Consider the following 18533-nt stretch of genomic DNA (forward strand, 5'->3'; position numbering starts at 1 on the left):
CAACACCAATGAACTTAGAACACCTACAGCAAAAAAAAGCTGCCATCTCTGGCATTATTTTAGCTGCTGGAACTTCCACCCGTATGGGCAGAGATAAATTATCTCTGCCCTTCCGAGGAAAACCAATTGTGCAGCATGTCATTGATGCAGCCCGTAACTCCATTCTTGAGACAGTGACTATTGTTCTTCCGGAACAATCCGACTTGGAACCACTTTTAGACCTTGATAATTGCAAGATTATTTACAGCACAGAACGCGCTAAAGGACAGGCTGAATCACTTAAGGCAGGAATAAGCAGTGCAAAAAGTCATGCTCAGGGTGCCATGGTACTTCTGGGAGATCTGCCACTTATTTCACCTGAAGTGATTAACCACCTTATATGGGCGTTCTCTCAGGAACCGCATAACTGGGTAATCCCGATGCAGGAAGGGATGCGTGGGAATCCGATCACCATACCTTCTCAGTGGTTTGACAAGGTCATGGAACTGGAAGGAGACACAGGGGCACGACCACTTCTTGCAACTCCCCGACTACCTCTCAGGCTCGTGAAAGTTAACGAAATCGGACCATTTATAGATGTAGACACCGAACAACAATACCAAATGCTGCTCAATCGGTACGACACTGCAATATAAAGAAGCTTCTTATGAAACATTATCCACTACCTGTAATTGCTATCCGCGGTGCTGGTGACCTTGCCACAGGGGTTGCCCTGCGACTGTATCGCGCTGGCTTCAACCAACTTGTCCTGCTTGAGACGGATAATCCTCTTGCAGTACGTAGAACTGTCTGCTTTTCAGATGCAGTGTATCATCACAGTACTACCGTCGAAAACGTAACAGCTGTACGTATCGAGACTCCCGCTGAAGTAGTGACAACATGGGACGCAGGTAAAATTCCAGTACTATGCGACCCTGCTGCTGACTGTCTCACATGCTTAGAACCTGACATTCTGGTAGACGCCATCATTGCCAAGCAAAACATTGGCACCAATATGTCTATGGCACCACTGGTCATCGGTCTCGGACCGGGATTTACCGTAAGTAAGAATGTTCACCGCATTATTGAAACAAAACGCGGGCACACGCTCGGGCGAGTTCTGGAAACAGGCTCAGCTATTCCCAACACCGGCATCCCTGGCGCTGTACAAGGGTATACTACTGAACGCGTATACTGGGCCGTACAGGATGGTACCTTTACCACTGAATACGCCATCAGTGATTCCATCAAAGCAGGAGATGAACTTGGCAGAATCGGTGGAACACCGATTCTTGCCAAGATCAGCGGTGTTATCCGTGGATTATTGCGTAACGGAACGATTGTACGCAAGGGCACAAAAGTAGGAGACATCGACCCGCGGGGCGATGCGCAGCATTGTTATACCGTGTCCGACAAAGCCTTGGCTATCGGCGGCGGCGTACTGGAAGCTGTAACAGCATTCCTAATTTCTCAAACAAACGCACCGCGCCTTTCAGAGGTTCAGAATGGCTAATGCGGTACGTGCTGCAGCATCTCCGCTGCACGATTTCATCACACCTGCACACACACTTGTTGCGTTCACAGGTGCAGGCGGAAAAACAACGCTTATGCGCTGGATTGCAGATCACCTTGCCAATCTAGGTAAGCGGGTTGTTATGACTACAACTACGAAAATTTTTCCGTTTGATGATGTACCGACAATATTATCCGATGAAGAACCGAACTTCTCACATTCTATCACCACAGCTCTTGCCGAGCACCAAACAGTCACTATTGCCCAGCGCCACGATAAACGCACAAACAAGCTCATCGGGCTTTCAAAATCACTGGTAACGCACCTGCACTACGCCAACATAGCAGATGTCATCCTAGTTGAAGCCGACGGAGCTGCCCGTAAGCCACTTAAAGCACCCAATCAGCATGAACCGGTCATTCCGGAGGGGACAACATTATGCATTGGTGTGATGGGGCTTGATGGCCTTTTGCAACCACTTACCGAAGACACTATACATAGGCACACGCGATTTGCTGACCTGACAGGTTGCGCACCAAACTCACCTGTAACGCATCAGCACTTGCATGCACTGGCAATGGCACCGGACGGACTGTTCAAAGGCTGCTCAAAAAACTGCGTCCGGCATGCGTATCTGAACAAGTATGACTTCTATCACACAGATACACATCAAGACCTATGCCCCTCGCCTGATACTTTTGCGCCAACAAGTCAGGTTACATGGTGGGTAGGCAGTGCATTACAACGTTTCATCGTTCCACTCTAAGCGAAACACGAGCAACACCGTATTCCGCATTTATAAACAGAAGAGGAGGACACATGAGCCAGACAAAAACAATTAATGCTGCTACACAACGTGCATGCAGCGAATCTTCCGTCAGCAGAATTTGTACAACCTGCTTTTTCGGAACACTCTCTCTTACTCTTGCCACCTGCTTACCGCTTCTTGCCTACCCTACTGAAGGCGAGAGAGTCATTAACGCTCTATTCACGTTTATTACCGTACAGACTGGCTGGCTCTACATGCTGGCAGGCCTTGGTTCTTTCGCCCTTATCCTATGGTTCGCCTTCGGACCACTTGCTCACAAACGTCTTGGTGATACTGTGGAATATTCCACTTTTGCGTGGGTGGGTATGCTCTTTTGTGCAGGCGTTGGGGCAGGCATTATGTTCGGGGGGGCAATCGACTGGGCATACTACCTTGCTTATCCGCTGGGAGGTGCTCCTGCAGGATCACGCGAGGCCGCAGAATGGAGTACCGCCTACGGCATGTTCCACTGGGGACCTACCTGCTGGGCAATCTATGCAACACTGGCTGTACCTATCGGATACAGCTACTACGTGAAGAAAATTCCCGTCCTGAATATCTCGCAAGCCTGCACCGGCCTGCTCGGAGACCATGTGAACAACTGGCCGGGAAAGGTGATTGATATTCTCTTTATGGCAGGCCTGATCGCAGGTTCCGCAACCGCGCTCGGGTTGGGCATTCCTATTGTTACTGCCGGAGTTGTTGCGGTCACCGGAGTATCCCACTCTTTCACCCTTGAGATCATGGTTCTCATCGGTGTTTCACTTATTTTTTCAGCCACCTCGTATCTTGGTCTGAAGAAAGGCCTAAGCAGACTTTCCGAATTCAACGTATACCTCGCCCTCGGTCTGCTTCTGTTTGTATTCATTACAGGGCCAACACTGTTTCTTACTGAAATGACGTTATCTTCTCTCGGTCTGCTTATTTCCGAATTTGTACGGATGGCAACATGGATGAATCCAGCCAAAGGTTCAGGCTTTACGCAGGATTGGACTGTTTTCTACTATGCATGGTTTGTTGCCTATGCTCCGTTCATGAGCCTTTTCATTGCAAAGATTTCTCGCGGACGCACCGTACGTCAGGTGGTTCTCGGTCCAGTCCTAATTGCTTCCCTTGGCTGCGGCTGTTTCTATCTGGTCTTCGGCAACTTCGGCCTGCACCTTCAACTCACAAATCAACTTGATGTAGTGGAAATGGTTAAAAGCGTAAAAGGCGCCACCGTAATTATGCAAATTGCAGATTTCCTGCCTATGGCACCACTCTATAAGCTTATTTTCGCTACGGTAACAGCTATCTCCATGGCAACAACCTTTGATGCTGTATCTTTTGCACTGGCCGCAACAACTACAAAAGAACTGACACCGGACGAAGAACCTGCTCGCTGGAATCGCTTATTCTGGGCACTTTCTTTGGGACTTGTTCCTGCAGGCATATTACTTATCAACGGCCCTCTTTCCGTGCTGCAAACAGCATCCATTGTTGTGGGCTTACCGGTTCTTGGAGTCGTGTGGGTTGGCGTTATTTCTTTCTTTAAAGAATATCAACGTACCGGCTGGATAGATCCTCGATAAAAAAACGTGCAGGAAGGCAATTTCCTGACATACGACAAAAGAGAATCAATATGAAAACAATCCATGTAACTAAAGCAGTCGGCACGGTTCTATGCCATGACATCACCCGCATTGTTCCTGATGAAAGCAAAGGCGCGGCCTTTCGCAGGGGCCATGTTATTACTGAAGAAGATATTCCTGCTTTGCTGGATATCGGTAAAGAACATCTTTATGTATTTGATCCAGAAGACGGATATATTCACGAAGATGATGCAGCATCACGTATTGCTCACTCAGCTGCGGGGACAGGCATTAAGCTGACGGCACCGGTTGAGGGTAAAATCACATTCCGTGCTGCATACGACGGGCTGGTGGATATTGATACTAACCTGCTCCTTGAACTCAACTCCCTGCCGGATGTCGTTTTCAGCACGATACACACCAACCAGCTTGTAAAAAAAGGCAGAGGTATTGCCGGAACCAGAGTTATTCCGCTTGTCGTACAGGATGAACTTATCAAGAAAGCTGAAGCGATTCTTGAAACTCAAAAACCACTCATTCAAATACGCCCTCTTGCTCCGCGCAAGGTAGGCTTAATTATTACAGGAAGCGAAGTTTACAACGGACGCATCGAAGACAAATTCGGCCCTGTTATTCATGAAAAATTCAAGGAATACGGAAGTACTATTATCGGACAACGCCTTGTGTCCGATTCTCAGGAAATGACCGTAAAGGCCATTCATGACTTTGTGCAAGAAGGGGCAGATTTTATTGTTCTTACAGGTGGCATGTCTGTAGACCCTGACGATCAAACTCCTGCGTCCATAAGGGCTTCCGGCGCTGAAGTCACCACCTATGGTGCTCCGACCTTCCCAGGTGCTATGTTCATGCTCGCACATCTTGGTGATATCCCCGTCATTGGACTTCCCGGATGCGTCATGTACTACAAGGCAAGCATTTTTGACCTCATCGTACCGCGCATCCTTGCAGGGCTTAACGTGACCCGTGATGACATTGTCGCCTTAAGTCACGGAGGCTACTGTGAGGCCTGTCCAGAATGTCGTTACCCTGTGTGCGGATTCGGAAAAGGGGCATAGCGTGCAGCATCTTTTTCAATCTATCATCAACTCGCTTGAACTGGGATCTCCCGTAGTCCGTGCTTCCATAATGCACAGTACCGGTTCTACCCCACGATCATCTGGTGCAATGATGATTATTCATTCAAAAGGGACTACCCAAGGCACGATCGGCGGCGGACTTGTTGAAAAACAAGTAACTGACCATGCACCTGCTATTTATAATTCCCAAAAATCAACCGTAATAGACTTTGACCTCACCAATACAGATGCTGCTAGCGCCGGAATGATCTGCGGAGGTAAGCTTTCAGTATTTATGGACTATCTTGAGCCTACAGCACATAACATCACGCTGTTTACAAATGCCCTACACCTCTATAACTCTGGTAGAAATTTTTCCTTCACAACAGAACGCAATGCGCAAGGAGAAGTTCTTTCACGTGACGTTAGTCCCCGATTAAACTCAGCCTGTTCAAAACAGAACATGCAGCAGTCCCCACCGCAACACGTGATACAACGGCCTGCATCAACTTTCTTAACAGAGTCGATTGTTGCTCCAACAACTCTCCACTTTATCGGAGCAGGACATGTTGCACAGGCAACTGCACGTATTGCAGCGCTTTCCGGATTTACCGTAAAAGTCACAGACGACAGAAAAGAATTTGCAAACAGCGAACGCTTTCCTGATGCGAGTGAAATACATGTACTTCCTTCATTAAGCCAGAATCTCCCCATCGATCCAAACACATCCGATTACCTCATCATTATGACTCGCGGACATTTGCATGATAAAGACGTGCTCGCGCAAGCATTGTCATGCTCTAGTCCGTACATAGGAATGATCGGAAGCAAAAAGAAACGCGCTGCAACCTACGCGGCCCTTATGAAAAAAGGATTTTCAAAAGAAGCACTCGAACGAGTTCATTGTCCAATTGGAGTCTCCATCAGTGCTGAAACTCCGGAAGAAATAGCCATTAGCATCCTTGCAGAGGTGATTGCACACAAAGCTGAGAAAGCTCGTGAAATTTCTGGACGTACCTAATACTCGTATCTTGTCTTTCACCCGTACCTTTTATCCTCTATATAAAGACAGCATCCAACTTCTAGTAACAAATAAAAAATACTTTAATATCAAACAGCAATAGCCAGCAAAGGGCATATTTACCGTCAAGAAAATTCAACCGTAAGCTTACCCTCAAAAGGCACATGTCAAAAACAAGGGACAGCATGTTACGCGTAAAATCAAAAATTACCATAATGAGCTAAAAAAGCTCCATAGGTACCATGACCTGTGGAGCTTTTCTGTATCTTTTGAAAAAGGAAATCTGTAATTCAAAAGTGTCTACGAAACTAGGGGCGATTCAGATTGATCCTGCTACAAACTTGTGGACATATAATTAAGCCATTATCCTGAATTAAAGAGGAGATGGAGATGAGTATCCGAAAGCGTAGATCATATGATGACGAGTTCAAAAAGAATGCTGTTCTGCTCTGTGATGAACAAGGCCGAACTGTCGCAGGTGTAGCAGAGAGTTTGGGGATTCCTAAGGATCTACTCTATCGTTGGCGTAGGGAGCTGACAGCACATAAATAAATCGCATTTTCAGATCGTGGAAAAGAGGCTTTATCAGAAGAACAACGAGAGATAAAAGAGCTTCGAAAAAGGCTCCAAGATGCTGAAATGGAGCGTGATATTTTAAAAAAAGCTTTGGGCATCTTCAGCAGAGCATCGAAATGAGATTCAAGTTCGTGAAGTCAAACCGCTCTACGTTTCCGATGAAGAAGATGTGCCAGACCCTACAAATTTCCATGAGCGGATATTATGCGTGGCGTAAGCGTCCAGAGTCGCATCGACAACGAGAGAATATACTACTTCGCAAGCGGATTTTAGCAATATACAACGAACACAATGGGATGATCGGAAGCCCTATGCTCACTTCTGAATTGCGTGACGAGCCATTATTCCAGAGTGTTAGCCAATCTCGTGTTGCCAGGCACATGCGAGCGTTGGAACTGCGTTGTAAGTATGCAAAGAAATTTGTCCCTACAACAGATTCTGCACATACTGAGCCTGTTGCTCCTAATCTGCTCGATCGTAATTTTACTACGTCAGCTCCCAATATGGCTTGGGTCACAGATATTACGCACATCAAGGTTGGACGAAAGTGGCATTATCTAACCGTGTTCATCGACCTGTATTCCCGAATGGTTGTTGGGTGGGATTTAAGTAATTCGTTAGAACGGCATTCCGTTATCCATGCTTTAAAGAAGGCTGTGGCACGACGAAAACCATCTTCCGGTCTTCTTATCCACAGTGACCGAGGCGTACAGTATGCAAGCAAGGATTTCCGCAGGTGCTTGAAAAAGCGCGGCTACATTCAGAGCATGAGCCGGAAAGGGAACTGCTGGGACAACGCAGTAGCAGAGTCTTTTTTTCACACAATCAAAAATCAACTGATCCGTCACAGAAAATTTAAAACCAAGTATGAAGCCGAATTGGCTTCATTTAACTATATCGAGGCGTACTGCAATCGAAGGCGGCGACATTCGAGCAATGGCTGGCTTTCCCCAGCTTCCTTTGAGTATCGTAATGAACAGTATGACCTTATGGCTTAACTTGGTGTCCACATTTTTGTTGTAGGATCAAATCATTCTATATGTCGAATATGAGCCCACAGCGACCAGGCTTCAACAGGGGAATTTGGAATGAGCTTGAGGAACAGGTACGCAACTGGGCACGTGTGGAGGACGTTATTGTTGTGACTGGTGGAATTCTCAACGGGAGTCAGTACATTGGTAAAAACAAGGTGTTAGTTCCAGATGCCTACTACAAAATTATCTTCGCACCACACCGGAATAAGATGATCGCGTTCTTGTTGCCCAATAAGAAATCGTCTGCTCCGTTAACAGACTTTGTTGTGTCAGTAGATCGCATTGAAGCTGTGACGGGGATCGACTTCTTTGCTGACATGAATGATGCCCCAGAAGCGATGTTAGAGGGAATGACGAGCACTGCGGCATGGAAGTGGGGGAACGGCAAACGTCGAAATGTAGCCAACACGAAGCGAACTGGTTCCAGTTCCTCGCATGACATCGTAAAACTATCCCGTTCGCACATCTGTCATGACAGCTCTTCAAGATACTACAGCCGTACAAAGCACTACACACCATACAATACGCTGCAAGAATGTTTGGATGCAGGAGGAAGACTTCCTAAGTAAGCCCCCCCCCTGTCAAAAAAATAGCCGATTCCTCCATCATCTGGCGCGGCATACAGAATATCGTGATTATCTCATTAAAATCATTACTGATCACAACTTGGTTTAATTTTTCCAAATATATCGAGCGTGACAAAAGACGCTTTCCTCAAAAAAACACTGTGAAACATGGTGAAGAAGAGAGTCGGACGACTAAAAGTGAGAATTCGCGGGAAACGATGTTAATGCGACTCTTGATTTATTAAATGAATACAGTAGGCTGGTTTAGGCGGATTCTAAATAACGAGGTGGCCAACTCTCTTCACCTTAGTTGAATATTAGGAGTCTTGGACTAACAAGGAAGGAGAAGTCATGAATGCAAAAATAATTAAACGTTGCGTCATCATTGTGTTGTGTATTGCTTTTGCGAACTATGCCTCTGCAAAAGAAACGAAAACACTATTTGTGCATATCCCAACCACTGTTTCGGAGCAATCACAGGCAATCCTTCGGACGCTTCAAGACCCGAGTCTCAAGCCAGCCTGTCCGGATGTCGACGACTTCAAAGCATGGAAGGCTCTTCAGGAAAAGCATGAAGCTTTTGCTCTCGAAAGGCAAAAACCAATAGTAGAAGCCTTGCGACCAGACGTCAGAAAAATAGAGTTAGGAGGAGTGCCGGTTCTGGACGTAAGACCAAGAGACTGGAAAAACAATAACAAAACAGTTGTTTACACTCATGGAGGAGCATATACTTTCTTTAGCGCCGAATCCACGCTTATCTGTGCAGCCTTACTAGCTGACGCCACTGGTTTAAGGGTACTCTCTGTCGACTACACTCTGGCACCCAATGCCAAATGGCAACAGATAACGGATCAGGTTGTCAGCGTTTTTAAAGCGTTACGTGAGCAAGGCTATGCTATGAAGGACATCGCCATCTTTGGAGATTCTGCAGGCGGCGGTCTTGCAGCAGGATCTGTGTTAAAGATGCGTGATCAAGGCATGGAAATGCCTGCTGCAGTCGTTCTCTGGTCCCCTTGGTCGGATATCACCGAGACAGGAGACAGCTATGCTACACTGAAACATGCCGACCCAGCTTACCTTTACGACAAGCACCTGAAAAAGGCTGCCGATGCTTATGCCAACCCAAAGGATCAGAAACATCCGTATGTATCACCAGTCTATGGCGATTATTCTAAGGGATTTCCCCCAACTCTGATCCAGGGTGGAACCAAGGAGATTTTTTTAAGCAATTTTATTCGGCATTATCAGGCGCTAGATACAGCTGGCCAGACAGTGAAGTTGGATCTTTACGAAGGAATGATCCACGTATTTCAAGCCGCATTATCGGGTTCTCCAGAATCTAAGAGAGCCTTGGCAAAGATCGATGCGTTTCTTAAGCAACATCTGTAAAAGATGTCTTTGGCGCGTCAAATAATTTATTCTTTGACGAATAAGAAAATTTTTAAAATGTAATATAATATTAATAAGTTATATACATGCCCCCCGTAAAAAATAGCCGACCAGTGCACGAGCACTGAAGCCGGATAAAATTTCGGCCCCCCCTTTTTTTGAAATAGGTAGATTTAGCTTGTTGTGTGTGTACTTATTGAAGGGGAAGGTGAAAATTTTTCAGATAGTTGGGGGGGCTGTATTGTCCTGATTTCTCAGCACTTAAAACTGCAATGAGTTGACACATAGTTGACCCCAAGCCCATTTCGCAGAAAAACAAAAAACCCGACAAGCTGTTAACTTGTCGGGTTTACTTGCGAAAAATGGCGCGCCAGGAAAGATTCGAACTCTCGGCCGACGGCTTAGAAGGCCTTTGTTGGCGGTGGTGTAGCTGCTATAGTAGAATTTTGCTAACGTCCACATCGTAATCGATTTTTTTAATGGCTTCAGATAGGCACTGGAGAGAATATCCCTGTCCGTAGTTGGCTCCTTCAGTTCGTAATGCATGACCTGAAAAGCGGTCAACAAAATGTGAAATATGCCCTTCACCCCCTACTCTGCCACTTTTGCCTATCTCACTTGCCAAACTTGCCAATCACATTTCATTTCGAAACACACTTGCCAAACTTGCCAATCACATTTCATTTCGAAACACACTTGCCAATAGCTTGCCAAAAAAGAAAAAGCACTTACGAACATAATCCATAAATGCCTTTATTTACTGGAGCCAACAATCGGAATTGAACCGACGACCTACTGATTACGAATCAGTTGCTCTACCGACTGAGCTATGTTGGCTTATGTGCGGTGTGATTTTTATCGCAACAGAATACCGAGGTCAAGCGAAATATCTTTATATTTGGAATGGATATACATCAATCAGGCATTCAACCTAAACCTGACATCGCCTGCCTGCTAAAGATAATTCAAGATCAACCATAGTACGAAGATAATTTAACGCCGTTGCAACGTTCGATGGAAGCAATACATATTCAAACCACAAACATAACCACCTTATAAAACCAGCAAAAACGTATTCACTTAATATAAAAAAGATTTTTTATGTAATAAAAATCTACTCTCTATCAAATAGACCAGGACAAACTGGACGTGGTATTCTTGCATCATCTTTATAAGATAAAGGAGATTATTTTATGGCTAACCAAGATTATCCCGGCGTTTGCATGTCCTGCTCTACACCAGAATGCCAAATTGTTGCACCGGACATCCAAGCCGTTCGTGAACGTGTTAAACACGATCCAATCACAGGTTACACAAGAAACGTTGTGAACAACCTCACCACCGCAATGAGTGATAAATTTACCGATGAATACGAAGCATACCTCGCATTCGATGTGGTAAAAGCAGCTATCGTTATGGGTCTCAAAAATGGACAAAAAATCGACTTAGGCGGCCTTGGTGAGTTTACTATCCAAACTGTAAACGGCAAAAAAACTGTTACTTTTACGGCATCACCTAGCCTTGATGCTGCAATTAAAGAATAAATAACACCCTATTGAGTCAGCACACAAAAAGGCGACATCCAAAAGATGTCGCCTTTTTTATTTCTACTCATAGCTCACTCATATCAAAATCAGCTAATTGAAAAGTCGAATATCAAGAAGATATCCGACTATTTTTTATTCAAACCCTACTTCTTTTTCACAAAGAGCTAACGGGGTAATTTTTGAAACACGCTTTTCATACGCGATCTTCGAATTGTAAATATGTCTGCGAGCAAGGTCATTCAGCACATCCAGTTCTTTCTTTCTGAGGGCTTCAATAAACTCAAAATGTTCCTCTCCGGATTGGATAATATTCTCACGCTTATCCCATGCCGCAAATCGCGTAATGTAGAGCTTAATATGCAGATCTGTAATAATTTCAAGCAACGGTATATTATCCGCACGCTTGTATATAATGTTGTGAAACGCGGTATTCAGTCTGCTTAGCTCTTCAATACTGGAATCCACGCTGTCCATAAACTTTTGTGCAATAGCTTCGAGCTCTGCAAAATCTTCTTCACGCATATTGTTCAAGGCAAGACTGTAAGCGAACCGTTCTAAATTAATACGGATATCAAACACATCGCTGATCTCTTTCATTGAGAGACTTACTACGCGTGCGCCCTTATATCGCTTAATTTCGATAAGTCCTTTACTCTCTAGTATCTTGAAGGCGTCACGGATAACGTGACGCTTAACAGAAAACCTTTCTGCCATGTCAGTTTCGCCAAGACGCTCTCTTGGTAAAAGCTGTCCCGAAAGAATAAGATCTTCCAAATGATCAGCTACCTGCTGGCAAGGTGAAGAATCCTTCATACCAATTTCCTACCATTACTATCTTTTAGAATAAGCACCCTTAAAAAGGCGGTCTGGATAATACTCAACTTTCCACAAAAGGGAAGATGCTGAGTAAAATATATGACATTCTATGTCTATTTATCGCACAATAGATTAACAACAATCTATATAACAAGATTGTTGACAATCTTGTCAAGCTCTGACATTCATTTTCCAACAATGTGTTGTTTCGTGATTTTTACTGTGAAAAAGGAGTGTGACCGTGCGTAAGATTTGTTCTCTCATCATCATTGCTGCGTTAATAACCATGAGCATTCCTGCTATGGCTCAAAATAATAAACGCCTCATTATTGCAACAGCCACTACAGGTGGCACCTACTACCCTGTAGGGGTTGGCATTGGTACTCTCATAAGCTTAAAACTTGCTAAAAAAGATGGCATTACCGCAACTGCAATCAACTCTGCAGGTTCCGGTGAAAACATCGAAATGCTTAATAACAAAGAAGCACATTTTGCTATTCTCCAGTCCCTTTTCGGACTCCAAGCATCCCGCGGTAAAGGTTTCTACAAAGGCAAACCTGTAGACTCCTTCCGTTCCGTTACCATGCTGTGGCCTAACGTTGAACACTTTGCGTTAATGAATAAATACGTGAAGACAGGTACAGTAGCTGACCTTTCCGGACTTAGCGAACGTTTTTCCATTGGCAAACGCGGAAGCGGCACCGAAGGTTCCGGTCGTGCACTCCTCGACGTGCTCGGTATCGATCCAAACAGCTTAAAACTCGAGTTCCTCGGCTACACACCTTCCACACAGGCTATGCTTGATAACCGCATCGCTGGAGCAAACATCCCTGCGGGTGTTCCAGCAGCAGCTATCACTCAGCTCTTTGCTATGAGCCACGGCAAAGCTACCGTTCTCGACTTTTCCGACGAGCAGCTCGCACAAATCCAGAAGGAATTCCCTATCTGGTACCGCTACTTAATCCCAGCAAACACATACCCTGGACAGGAAAAAGAAATCCGTACAATTGCTCAGCCTAACTTCTTAGCAGTACGTGCAGACCTTCCAGATGAAGTTGTCTACAAAGTTACCAAAACTATTTACGAGAACCTCAACTTCCTCGGTACAATCCATTCTGCGACCAAAAATATGAGCGTTCAGAACGCACTTAACGGTCTGCCTGTAGCACTGCATCCTGGTGCCGCAAAATACTACCGTGAAGTTGGTATTGAAATTCCAGAGCGTTTGATCGCTAAGTAATCTCCAATGCGTCCGGTTGGTCTTTTAAGAGCCTCCGACGGCCAGAGAACCCTTTTGAAAAAGGGCTTCTCTGGACTCTCCTAAAAATTTTACCTGCAAGACCAATATGTTATGTTCTTAACCTCGTGGCTTATGCACCACTACCTTTCCCACCGAGAACCGCTTGGCCCAACAAGCTAACTTACCCTGAGAAAAGCAGTGAAGCATAAGCCGCGAAAAGTGTTAATAACGTTCTTTCTCGCTAACATAAGTTTAGGAAAGAGTCTGGGAGAGGCAAGAAATCCAACAAAAAACCACACAGCTAAAAGTTATAAAATAAGGTTCTGATATGGGATTGTTTAGAAAGAAAGGAGTCAAGGCAACAGAAGACTCCGGTGAGGTGATGGTCAGCACACGTGAGCTGACAGGTCGCCCTGCTGTTGTTTTTTACTGTCTATGCATTGTTGCAAGCGTATTCCACATACTCACAAATACAGTCTGGCTCATGCCGGAGATCCATAGGAACGCGCTGCACTTCGCCTTCTTTGTTCCGCTTGCTTTTATGATTTACCCGTTCAGCGCCAAGAGTCTTGATAAAAAGCCATACGTTGACTGGTTTCTTGCGGTGCTGAGCATCATCTGTGGATTATATCTGGTCTTTTTTGAAGACGCATTGCACGCCCGCAACGAGCAGATGATTGAACTCGATATATTTTTCGCAGGGCTGACTCTGTTGCTTATGTTGGAGATTGCGCGCCGCGCAGCCGGCAAAATTATTCCTTTGCTTGCCGTCTTCTTCTTAAGCTACGCCCTGTACTGGGGACAGTTCCTTTCTGGCAACTGGAACTTCCCCGGTGTTACCATTTCTCGCGTGCTGTACCGTATGTACTTTGCACCGGATGGAATCTTCGGCAGCATCGCTACCATTTCAGCATCATACGTATTTTTGTTCGTACTGTTTGGCTCATTCCTCGTAAAATCCGGTGCTGGTGACTTCATCATCAAACTGGCAATTTCCGTTGTAGGTCGCAGTGTTGGCGGTCCTGCAAAGATGGCTGTATTCTCCAGCGGGTTAATGGGCTCTGTTTCCGGTAGCGCAGTTGCAAACACCGTGAGCACTGGTTCCATTACTATTCCAATGATGAAACGTACCGGCTTCAGCCCTAAGTTTGCTGCGGCTGTAGAAGCTGCCGCAAGTACAGGCGGTCAGATTATGCCGCCTATTATGGGTGCAGGTGCTTTTGTTATGGCGCAATGGACTCAAATTTCATACCTGAAGATTGTTGCCATCTCATTCATTCCGGCAATTCTGTACTTCGTGAGCGTTATCTTTTTTGTTCATTCCAGAGCACGTAGCGAAGGCTTACAGCCAACTGCGGAAGAGGATATTCCACGTTTCTTTGATGTGCTTAAAGAAGGCTGGCCGTTCTTTATACCTATCGGTGTACTGATCACACTGATGAGCATCGGCTACACCCCTACATTCGCAGCTTGTTGTGCTATTGCCGCGATTGTCGGTGCAAGCTGGATGACCAAAAACCACCGTATGGGTTTAATGGACATTGTTGATGCACTGGCTCTAGGCGGAAAAAATATGGTAGCTACAGCTATTATTCTGCTGTGTTCCGGTGTTGTTATCGGCATTGTGTTGCTGGTTAGCCTTGGAGTAAAATTCTCCATGCTCATCTCAACAGTTGCAGGTTCCAGCTTGCTTGTAACTATTGGGTTGGTTGGCGTAGCTTCCCTTATTCTGGGCATGGGCCTACCTGTGACAGCATCCTACATCATTCTCGCCACATTAAGCGCGCCATTCTTGGTAAACCTGATTAAACTCCGCTATGTAATGGCTGTTAACCCACAGTTCGTTGAATCTATGGGATTGAGTCTGGATATGATCTCTGACCCGACGGCTGCCGGAGCGTTGTTTGCCATAATTAATACGCAGGTTCCTACAGAGCATGCGACTATCTTCCTGCTTGCAGCGCATCTGCTTATCTTCTGGTACTCACAGTCTGCAAACGTAACCCCACCGGTTTGTCTTGCTGCATACACAGCTGCAGGAATCGCTAAGTCTGACCCGTTCCAGACAGGTATTCATGCGTTTAAACTGGCAAGTGGTCTGTTCATTATCCCAATTATGTTCGTGTATGAACCGGCAATCCTATTCCTCGGTCCTCTCTGGCAGACAGTATTAACTATCGGCATCATTCTGCTGGCACTGTTCTGTACTGCGGTCTCACTAGAGGGAGTATATATTCGCAAATTGCACCCGCTTCTGCGCATTGCATTTGGTGGCACTGCCATCCTGCTTTACATCCTGCCTGAGCTTCAATGCTGGATTGGAGTTGGCATCTTTGCTACCCTTACAGCATTACTTAAATATACCAGTGCATTCGATATGGATGAACAGCTGGAAGAATCCGCACTGACCGAAGCAGCTTAGCAGGAATACTATGACATACCCTCTCTTTTATGACGTTGAACAAACGTTTGAGACATCTCAAATTGATAATATTGCAAAGACCGTGGATGCGGTCTTTGCTTCTTTTGACAGCTCTGCACTAAAACAAAATGCACGCGTCGGCATTACAGTCGGCTCCCGTGGAATCGATCGCATCGTGCCGCTGCTGCAAGCTGTTGTACGCAACCTCACCGCGCTTGGCCTACGTCCTTTCATTATCCCTTCCATGGGATCACACGGAGGTTCAACCGCTGAAGGTCAAACCGCAATTCTTGCTAAACTGGGGATTACGGAAGAATCAGCAGGCTGTCCTATTGTTTCATCTATTGAAACTGTAAGCCTTGGTGTTCTGGATGAAGGACCTGAAGTGTTTGTGGCTAAAGACGCTCTGGAAGCAGACTATGTCTTTGTTATGAACCGAGTAAAACCACACACTCTTTTCCATGGAGAAGTGGAGTCTGGCCTCTGTAAGATGCTGGCAATCGGTCTTGGTAAACCACGCGGTGCAGACAACCTCCACAACTTCCCACTGGAAAAGGTAATCAAGCCTGCTGCCCTGCGTATTCTAGAGCATATCAACCTTCTTGCAGGTCTTGCAGTTGTAGAAAATGCTGTAGAAAAACTACATAGCCTTAAGCTCTGCACAACAGAAGAAGTCGTTAAGACTGATTCTTCGTTACTGGCTATATCATCCGCCATTCTACCGCGCATTCCTGTTGATACCCTTGACCTGCTTATTATTGATGAAATGGGCAAAAACATCAGCGGGACCGGTATGGATACAAACGTCATTGGTGCATGGCGTCGCATGGCTGGCGAACGCAAGCCGGAATACAAAACGCTTGTTGTGCTGAATCTCACACCACAGTCACAAGGAAACGCACATGGCATTGGCATGGCAGACCTCATCCCGCAACGCCTTGCAGATTCTATAGACACCGCCGCAACCTATGCAAACTCACTAACGACAGGAGTATGGGCTAGCGGACGCCTACCGATTACCCTTCCAACAGATAAAGCAGTAATCGACGCGGCACTGGCAAAATCTCCGGAGAACATTCGGGCAGTTCGCATTACAAACACTCTTTCGCTACAGCACTTCTGGGCTACAGAAGCTGTCCTCGAAGACCTTGCCTCAGCTGGTGCCGCTGTACACCATACACGTTCGCATAAACTTGCATTTGACGACACCGACATTTTACAACAATTCGCGTAAGATCCCGCCTTCAGCGCATTTAAGCGAATGCGCTGAAGGCAATAATACTCAAACTAAGTTCTCTCCTACTGCTATAATTGTGCAAGACACACCTAGCAGCAGCGCATCCCAGCAAATAGCGCTGCCAAGGAGAGACACATGCTTCGAAAGATTATTTTACTGGGTGGCTGCATCATGCTGCTTGCCTCATTAGCAGGATGCAAAACTACAGCATATGGCGGCTACGATCCTTCTTGGTACGTTCCTTACGGTGGGGAGTATAATTTCTACTTTGAAGACCACCACCATCATCACCACCATCACCACGGCCACCATAGTCATCATCATAGCCATCACCACCATCACCGCAGATAACTTCCAGTGCAGCCTATTTATTCATTATAACCGAATAATATGAATACAAGCACACCTCTCAGGCACACAAGCAACCAACAGTATCTGCAATGCCATCTTCGCACGCTTTCACTCAACTTTTCTGGCGACACAGGTATATTCTCGACGACTTAACGTTAGCTGACTAACTCTTACACTTACCCGCTCCCATTCTCCCCAATTTAGCAAGCACAGAATTTTTCAATAATTCGATCAAGTTTTCGCCATCAGCGCATTTCACCAGATGCGCTGATGGCAATAATACTCAAACTAAGTTTTCTCCTCCTGCTATAATTGAGCAAGACACACTTAGCAGCAGCGCATCGCAGTAGTAGCGCTGCCAAGGAGAGACACATGCTTCGAAATCTTATGCTATTTATTGGCTACGCTATGCTGTTTGCCATGCTCTCTGCATGCACAGCGTCAATGGCCGATGACTATGGCGACAACGATTACTATACCCCACCACCAGCCTGGGCACCTCCGTGCGAGGTAAACGCCAATTTCTATTTCGACATCCACGGTCATCATCACCATCACCATAATTCCTGTCCGTATTGGGGAACTCCTGACTGGGCAAAACCACCAAAGATACCAGAAATACATATGCCTTCAATGCCTAAGATGCCAGAGATGCCCCATATGCCTTAATACGGACATCTAGCTCCCCAACATCCAGCCATTCATGTATTCAATCTGCGCTGATTGTTTTCTCTTGAATTTTCCTATTAAACCATTCGGCAACAATTTGAGAAAGTTCCCATCATCAGCGTATCCCGTGAGATACGCTGATGACGATAATACTCAAACTAACCTCTCTCCCTTTGCTATAACATAACGAGACACACTTAGCAGCAGCGCAGTTTAAACACCCTCAAAGGCCCTAACAAGCTGCGCTACCAAGGAGAGACACATGCCTAAAAAAGTTATGCTACTGATTGTTAGCATTATGTTTGTTGGCGCTTTGGCGGGATGTAAGACCACAGTTTCCAGCGGATATTATTACCCGCACAGGAACACCATCTACATTGATAACTATGAGTACCGCCATCATCACAGGTATCACAAGCCCCACCGGTATCACCGTCCTCGTCATCACAGATACCATCGTCCTCGTCACCACAAGTATCATCGTTCTCGTCACCACAAATATCAACGTTCTCGTCACCATAGGTATCATCACCGTTATCGCAGATAACAGTGCAATACCTAGTATCAATAAATAACAAATTTGCTTGATACTCACAGTGCGGTCAAAAACGGCAGCACAATCTTTCATAGATTGTGCTGCCTTTTTGTCCCGCTACAATAGCAAGTTATACTTTCCTCACTACGTAACTATTTTATTGTATTAATTAACCAAATACAT

Annotated in this window: 16 protein-coding genes, 1 tRNA gene and 1 pseudogene; 15 read left to right on the forward strand and 3 right to left on the reverse strand. The window is 45.6% G+C overall.

Going from position 1 to position 18533, the window contains the following annotated elements; all coding sequences use genetic code 11:
• Positions 1-8: 8 nt before the first annotated feature.
• The 9 genes and pseudogenes from BUR09_RS12785 (at position 9) to BUR09_RS12830 (ending at position 9533) form a co-directional block, all read left to right on the forward strand.
• Positions 9-635, forward strand: coding sequence for a nucleotidyltransferase family protein (locus BUR09_RS12785; RefSeq protein ID WP_074217339.1), 627 nt, complete (start codon positions 9-11; stop codon positions 633-635).
• A gap of 11 nt (positions 636-646) precedes the next feature.
• Positions 647-1492 carry a selenium-dependent molybdenum cofactor biosynthesis protein YqeB gene (gene yqeB, locus BUR09_RS12790; protein WP_074217340.1) on the forward strand — a complete coding sequence of 282 codons (846 nt, stop codon included), beginning with the start codon at positions 647-649 and terminating at the stop codon, positions 1490-1492.
• Complete coding sequence (yqeC, locus tag BUR09_RS12795) at positions 1485-2258, forward strand: selenium cofactor biosynthesis protein YqeC (RefSeq protein WP_084539504.1); 774 nt, start codon at positions 1485-1487, stop codon at positions 2256-2258. The genes yqeB and yqeC overlap by 8 nt, the downstream gene beginning before the upstream one ends.
• 53 nt (positions 2259-2311) lie before the next feature.
• Entirely contained in the window at positions 2312-3871 is a 1560-nt protein-coding gene (locus tag BUR09_RS12800; RefSeq protein WP_074217341.1) for a BCCT family transporter, read from the forward strand.
• 50 nt (positions 3872-3921) lie between these two features.
• Positions 3922-4947 (forward strand): molybdopterin-binding protein, encoded by a 1026-nt coding sequence (locus BUR09_RS12805; RefSeq protein WP_074217342.1) that lies wholly within the window; start codon positions 3922-3924, stop codon positions 4945-4947.
• Position 4948: 1 nt separating this feature from the next.
• Positions 4949-5968, forward strand: coding sequence for an XdhC family aldehyde oxidoreductase maturation factor (locus BUR09_RS12810; protein ID WP_074217343.1), 1020 nt, complete (start codon positions 4949-4951; stop codon positions 5966-5968).
• Between the two features lie 390 nt (positions 5969-6358).
• A pseudogene (locus BUR09_RS12820) lies at positions 6359-7542 on the forward strand (IS3 family transposase).
• Positions 7543-7583: 41 nt separating this feature from the next.
• Positions 7584-8147 (forward strand): DNA/RNA non-specific endonuclease, encoded by a 564-nt coding sequence (locus BUR09_RS12825; protein ID WP_074217346.1) that lies wholly within the window; start codon positions 7584-7586, stop codon positions 8145-8147.
• 348 nt (positions 8148-8495) lie between these two features.
• Complete coding sequence (locus tag BUR09_RS12830) at positions 8496-9533, forward strand: alpha/beta hydrolase (RefSeq protein ID WP_084539482.1); 1038 nt, start codon at positions 8496-8498, stop codon at positions 9531-9533.
• 761 nt (positions 9534-10294) lie between these two features.
• Here the strand turns inward: BUR09_RS12830 and BUR09_RS12835 are convergent.
• Positions 10295-10370: transfer RNA gene (locus BUR09_RS12835), tRNA-Thr, on the reverse strand.
• Positions 10371-10726: 356 nt separating this feature from the next.
• Here BUR09_RS12835 and BUR09_RS12840 point away from each other — a divergent pair.
• Complete coding sequence (locus BUR09_RS12840; RefSeq protein ID WP_074217347.1) at positions 10727-11077, forward strand: hypothetical protein; 351 nt, start codon at positions 10727-10729, stop codon at positions 11075-11077.
• 135 nt (positions 11078-11212) lie between these two features.
• Here the strand turns inward: BUR09_RS12840 and BUR09_RS12845 are convergent, their stop codons facing one another.
• On the reverse strand, positions 11213-11893 hold the full coding sequence (locus BUR09_RS12845) for a GntR family transcriptional regulator (RefSeq protein ID WP_074217348.1): 681 nt from the start codon (positions 11891-11893) through the stop codon (positions 11213-11215).
• Between the two features lie 244 nt (positions 11894-12137).
• Between BUR09_RS12845 and BUR09_RS12850 the strand changes: the two genes are divergently transcribed.
• The 5 genes from BUR09_RS12850 to BUR09_RS12870 all read left to right on the forward strand — a co-directional run bounded on the left by BUR09_RS12850 (position 12138) and on the right by BUR09_RS12870 (position 17815).
• Positions 12138-13136 (forward strand): TAXI family TRAP transporter solute-binding subunit, encoded by a 999-nt coding sequence (locus BUR09_RS12850; protein ID WP_074217349.1) that lies wholly within the window; start codon positions 12138-12140, stop codon positions 13134-13136.
• Positions 13137-13464: 328 nt separating this feature from the next.
• Entirely contained in the window at positions 13465-15558 is a 2094-nt protein-coding gene (locus BUR09_RS12855; RefSeq protein ID WP_074217350.1) for a TRAP transporter permease, read from the forward strand.
• Positions 15559-15568: 10 nt separating this feature from the next.
• Positions 15569-16792 carry a nickel pincer cofactor-dependent isomerase, group 22 gene (locus BUR09_RS12860; protein ID WP_074217351.1) on the forward strand — a complete coding sequence of 408 codons (1224 nt, stop codon included), beginning with the start codon at positions 15569-15571 and terminating at the stop codon, positions 16790-16792.
• A gap of 138 nt (positions 16793-16930) precedes the next feature.
• Positions 16931-17146 (forward strand): hypothetical protein, encoded by a 216-nt coding sequence (locus BUR09_RS12865; RefSeq protein WP_074217352.1) that lies wholly within the window; start codon positions 16931-16933, stop codon positions 17144-17146.
• A 372-nt stretch (positions 17147-17518) separates the two neighbouring features.
• Positions 17519-17815, forward strand: a complete 297-nt coding sequence (locus tag BUR09_RS12870; protein WP_074217353.1) for a hypothetical protein — start codon at positions 17519-17521, stop codon at positions 17813-17815.
• Between the two features lie 296 nt (positions 17816-18111).
• Here the strand turns inward: BUR09_RS12870 and BUR09_RS12875 are convergent, their stop codons facing one another.
• Positions 18112-18393: a hypothetical protein gene (locus tag BUR09_RS12875; protein WP_139296842.1), complete on the reverse strand. Its 282-nt coding sequence runs from the start codon at positions 18391-18393 to the stop codon at positions 18112-18114.
• Positions 18394-18533: the final 140 nt, after the last annotated feature.

Origin of the sequence: Halodesulfovibrio marinisediminis DSM 17456 (assembly GCF_900129975.1) — a bacterium.
GTDB classification, from domain to species: Bacteria; Desulfobacterota; Desulfovibrionia; order Desulfovibrionales; family Desulfovibrionaceae; genus Halodesulfovibrio; species Halodesulfovibrio marinisediminis.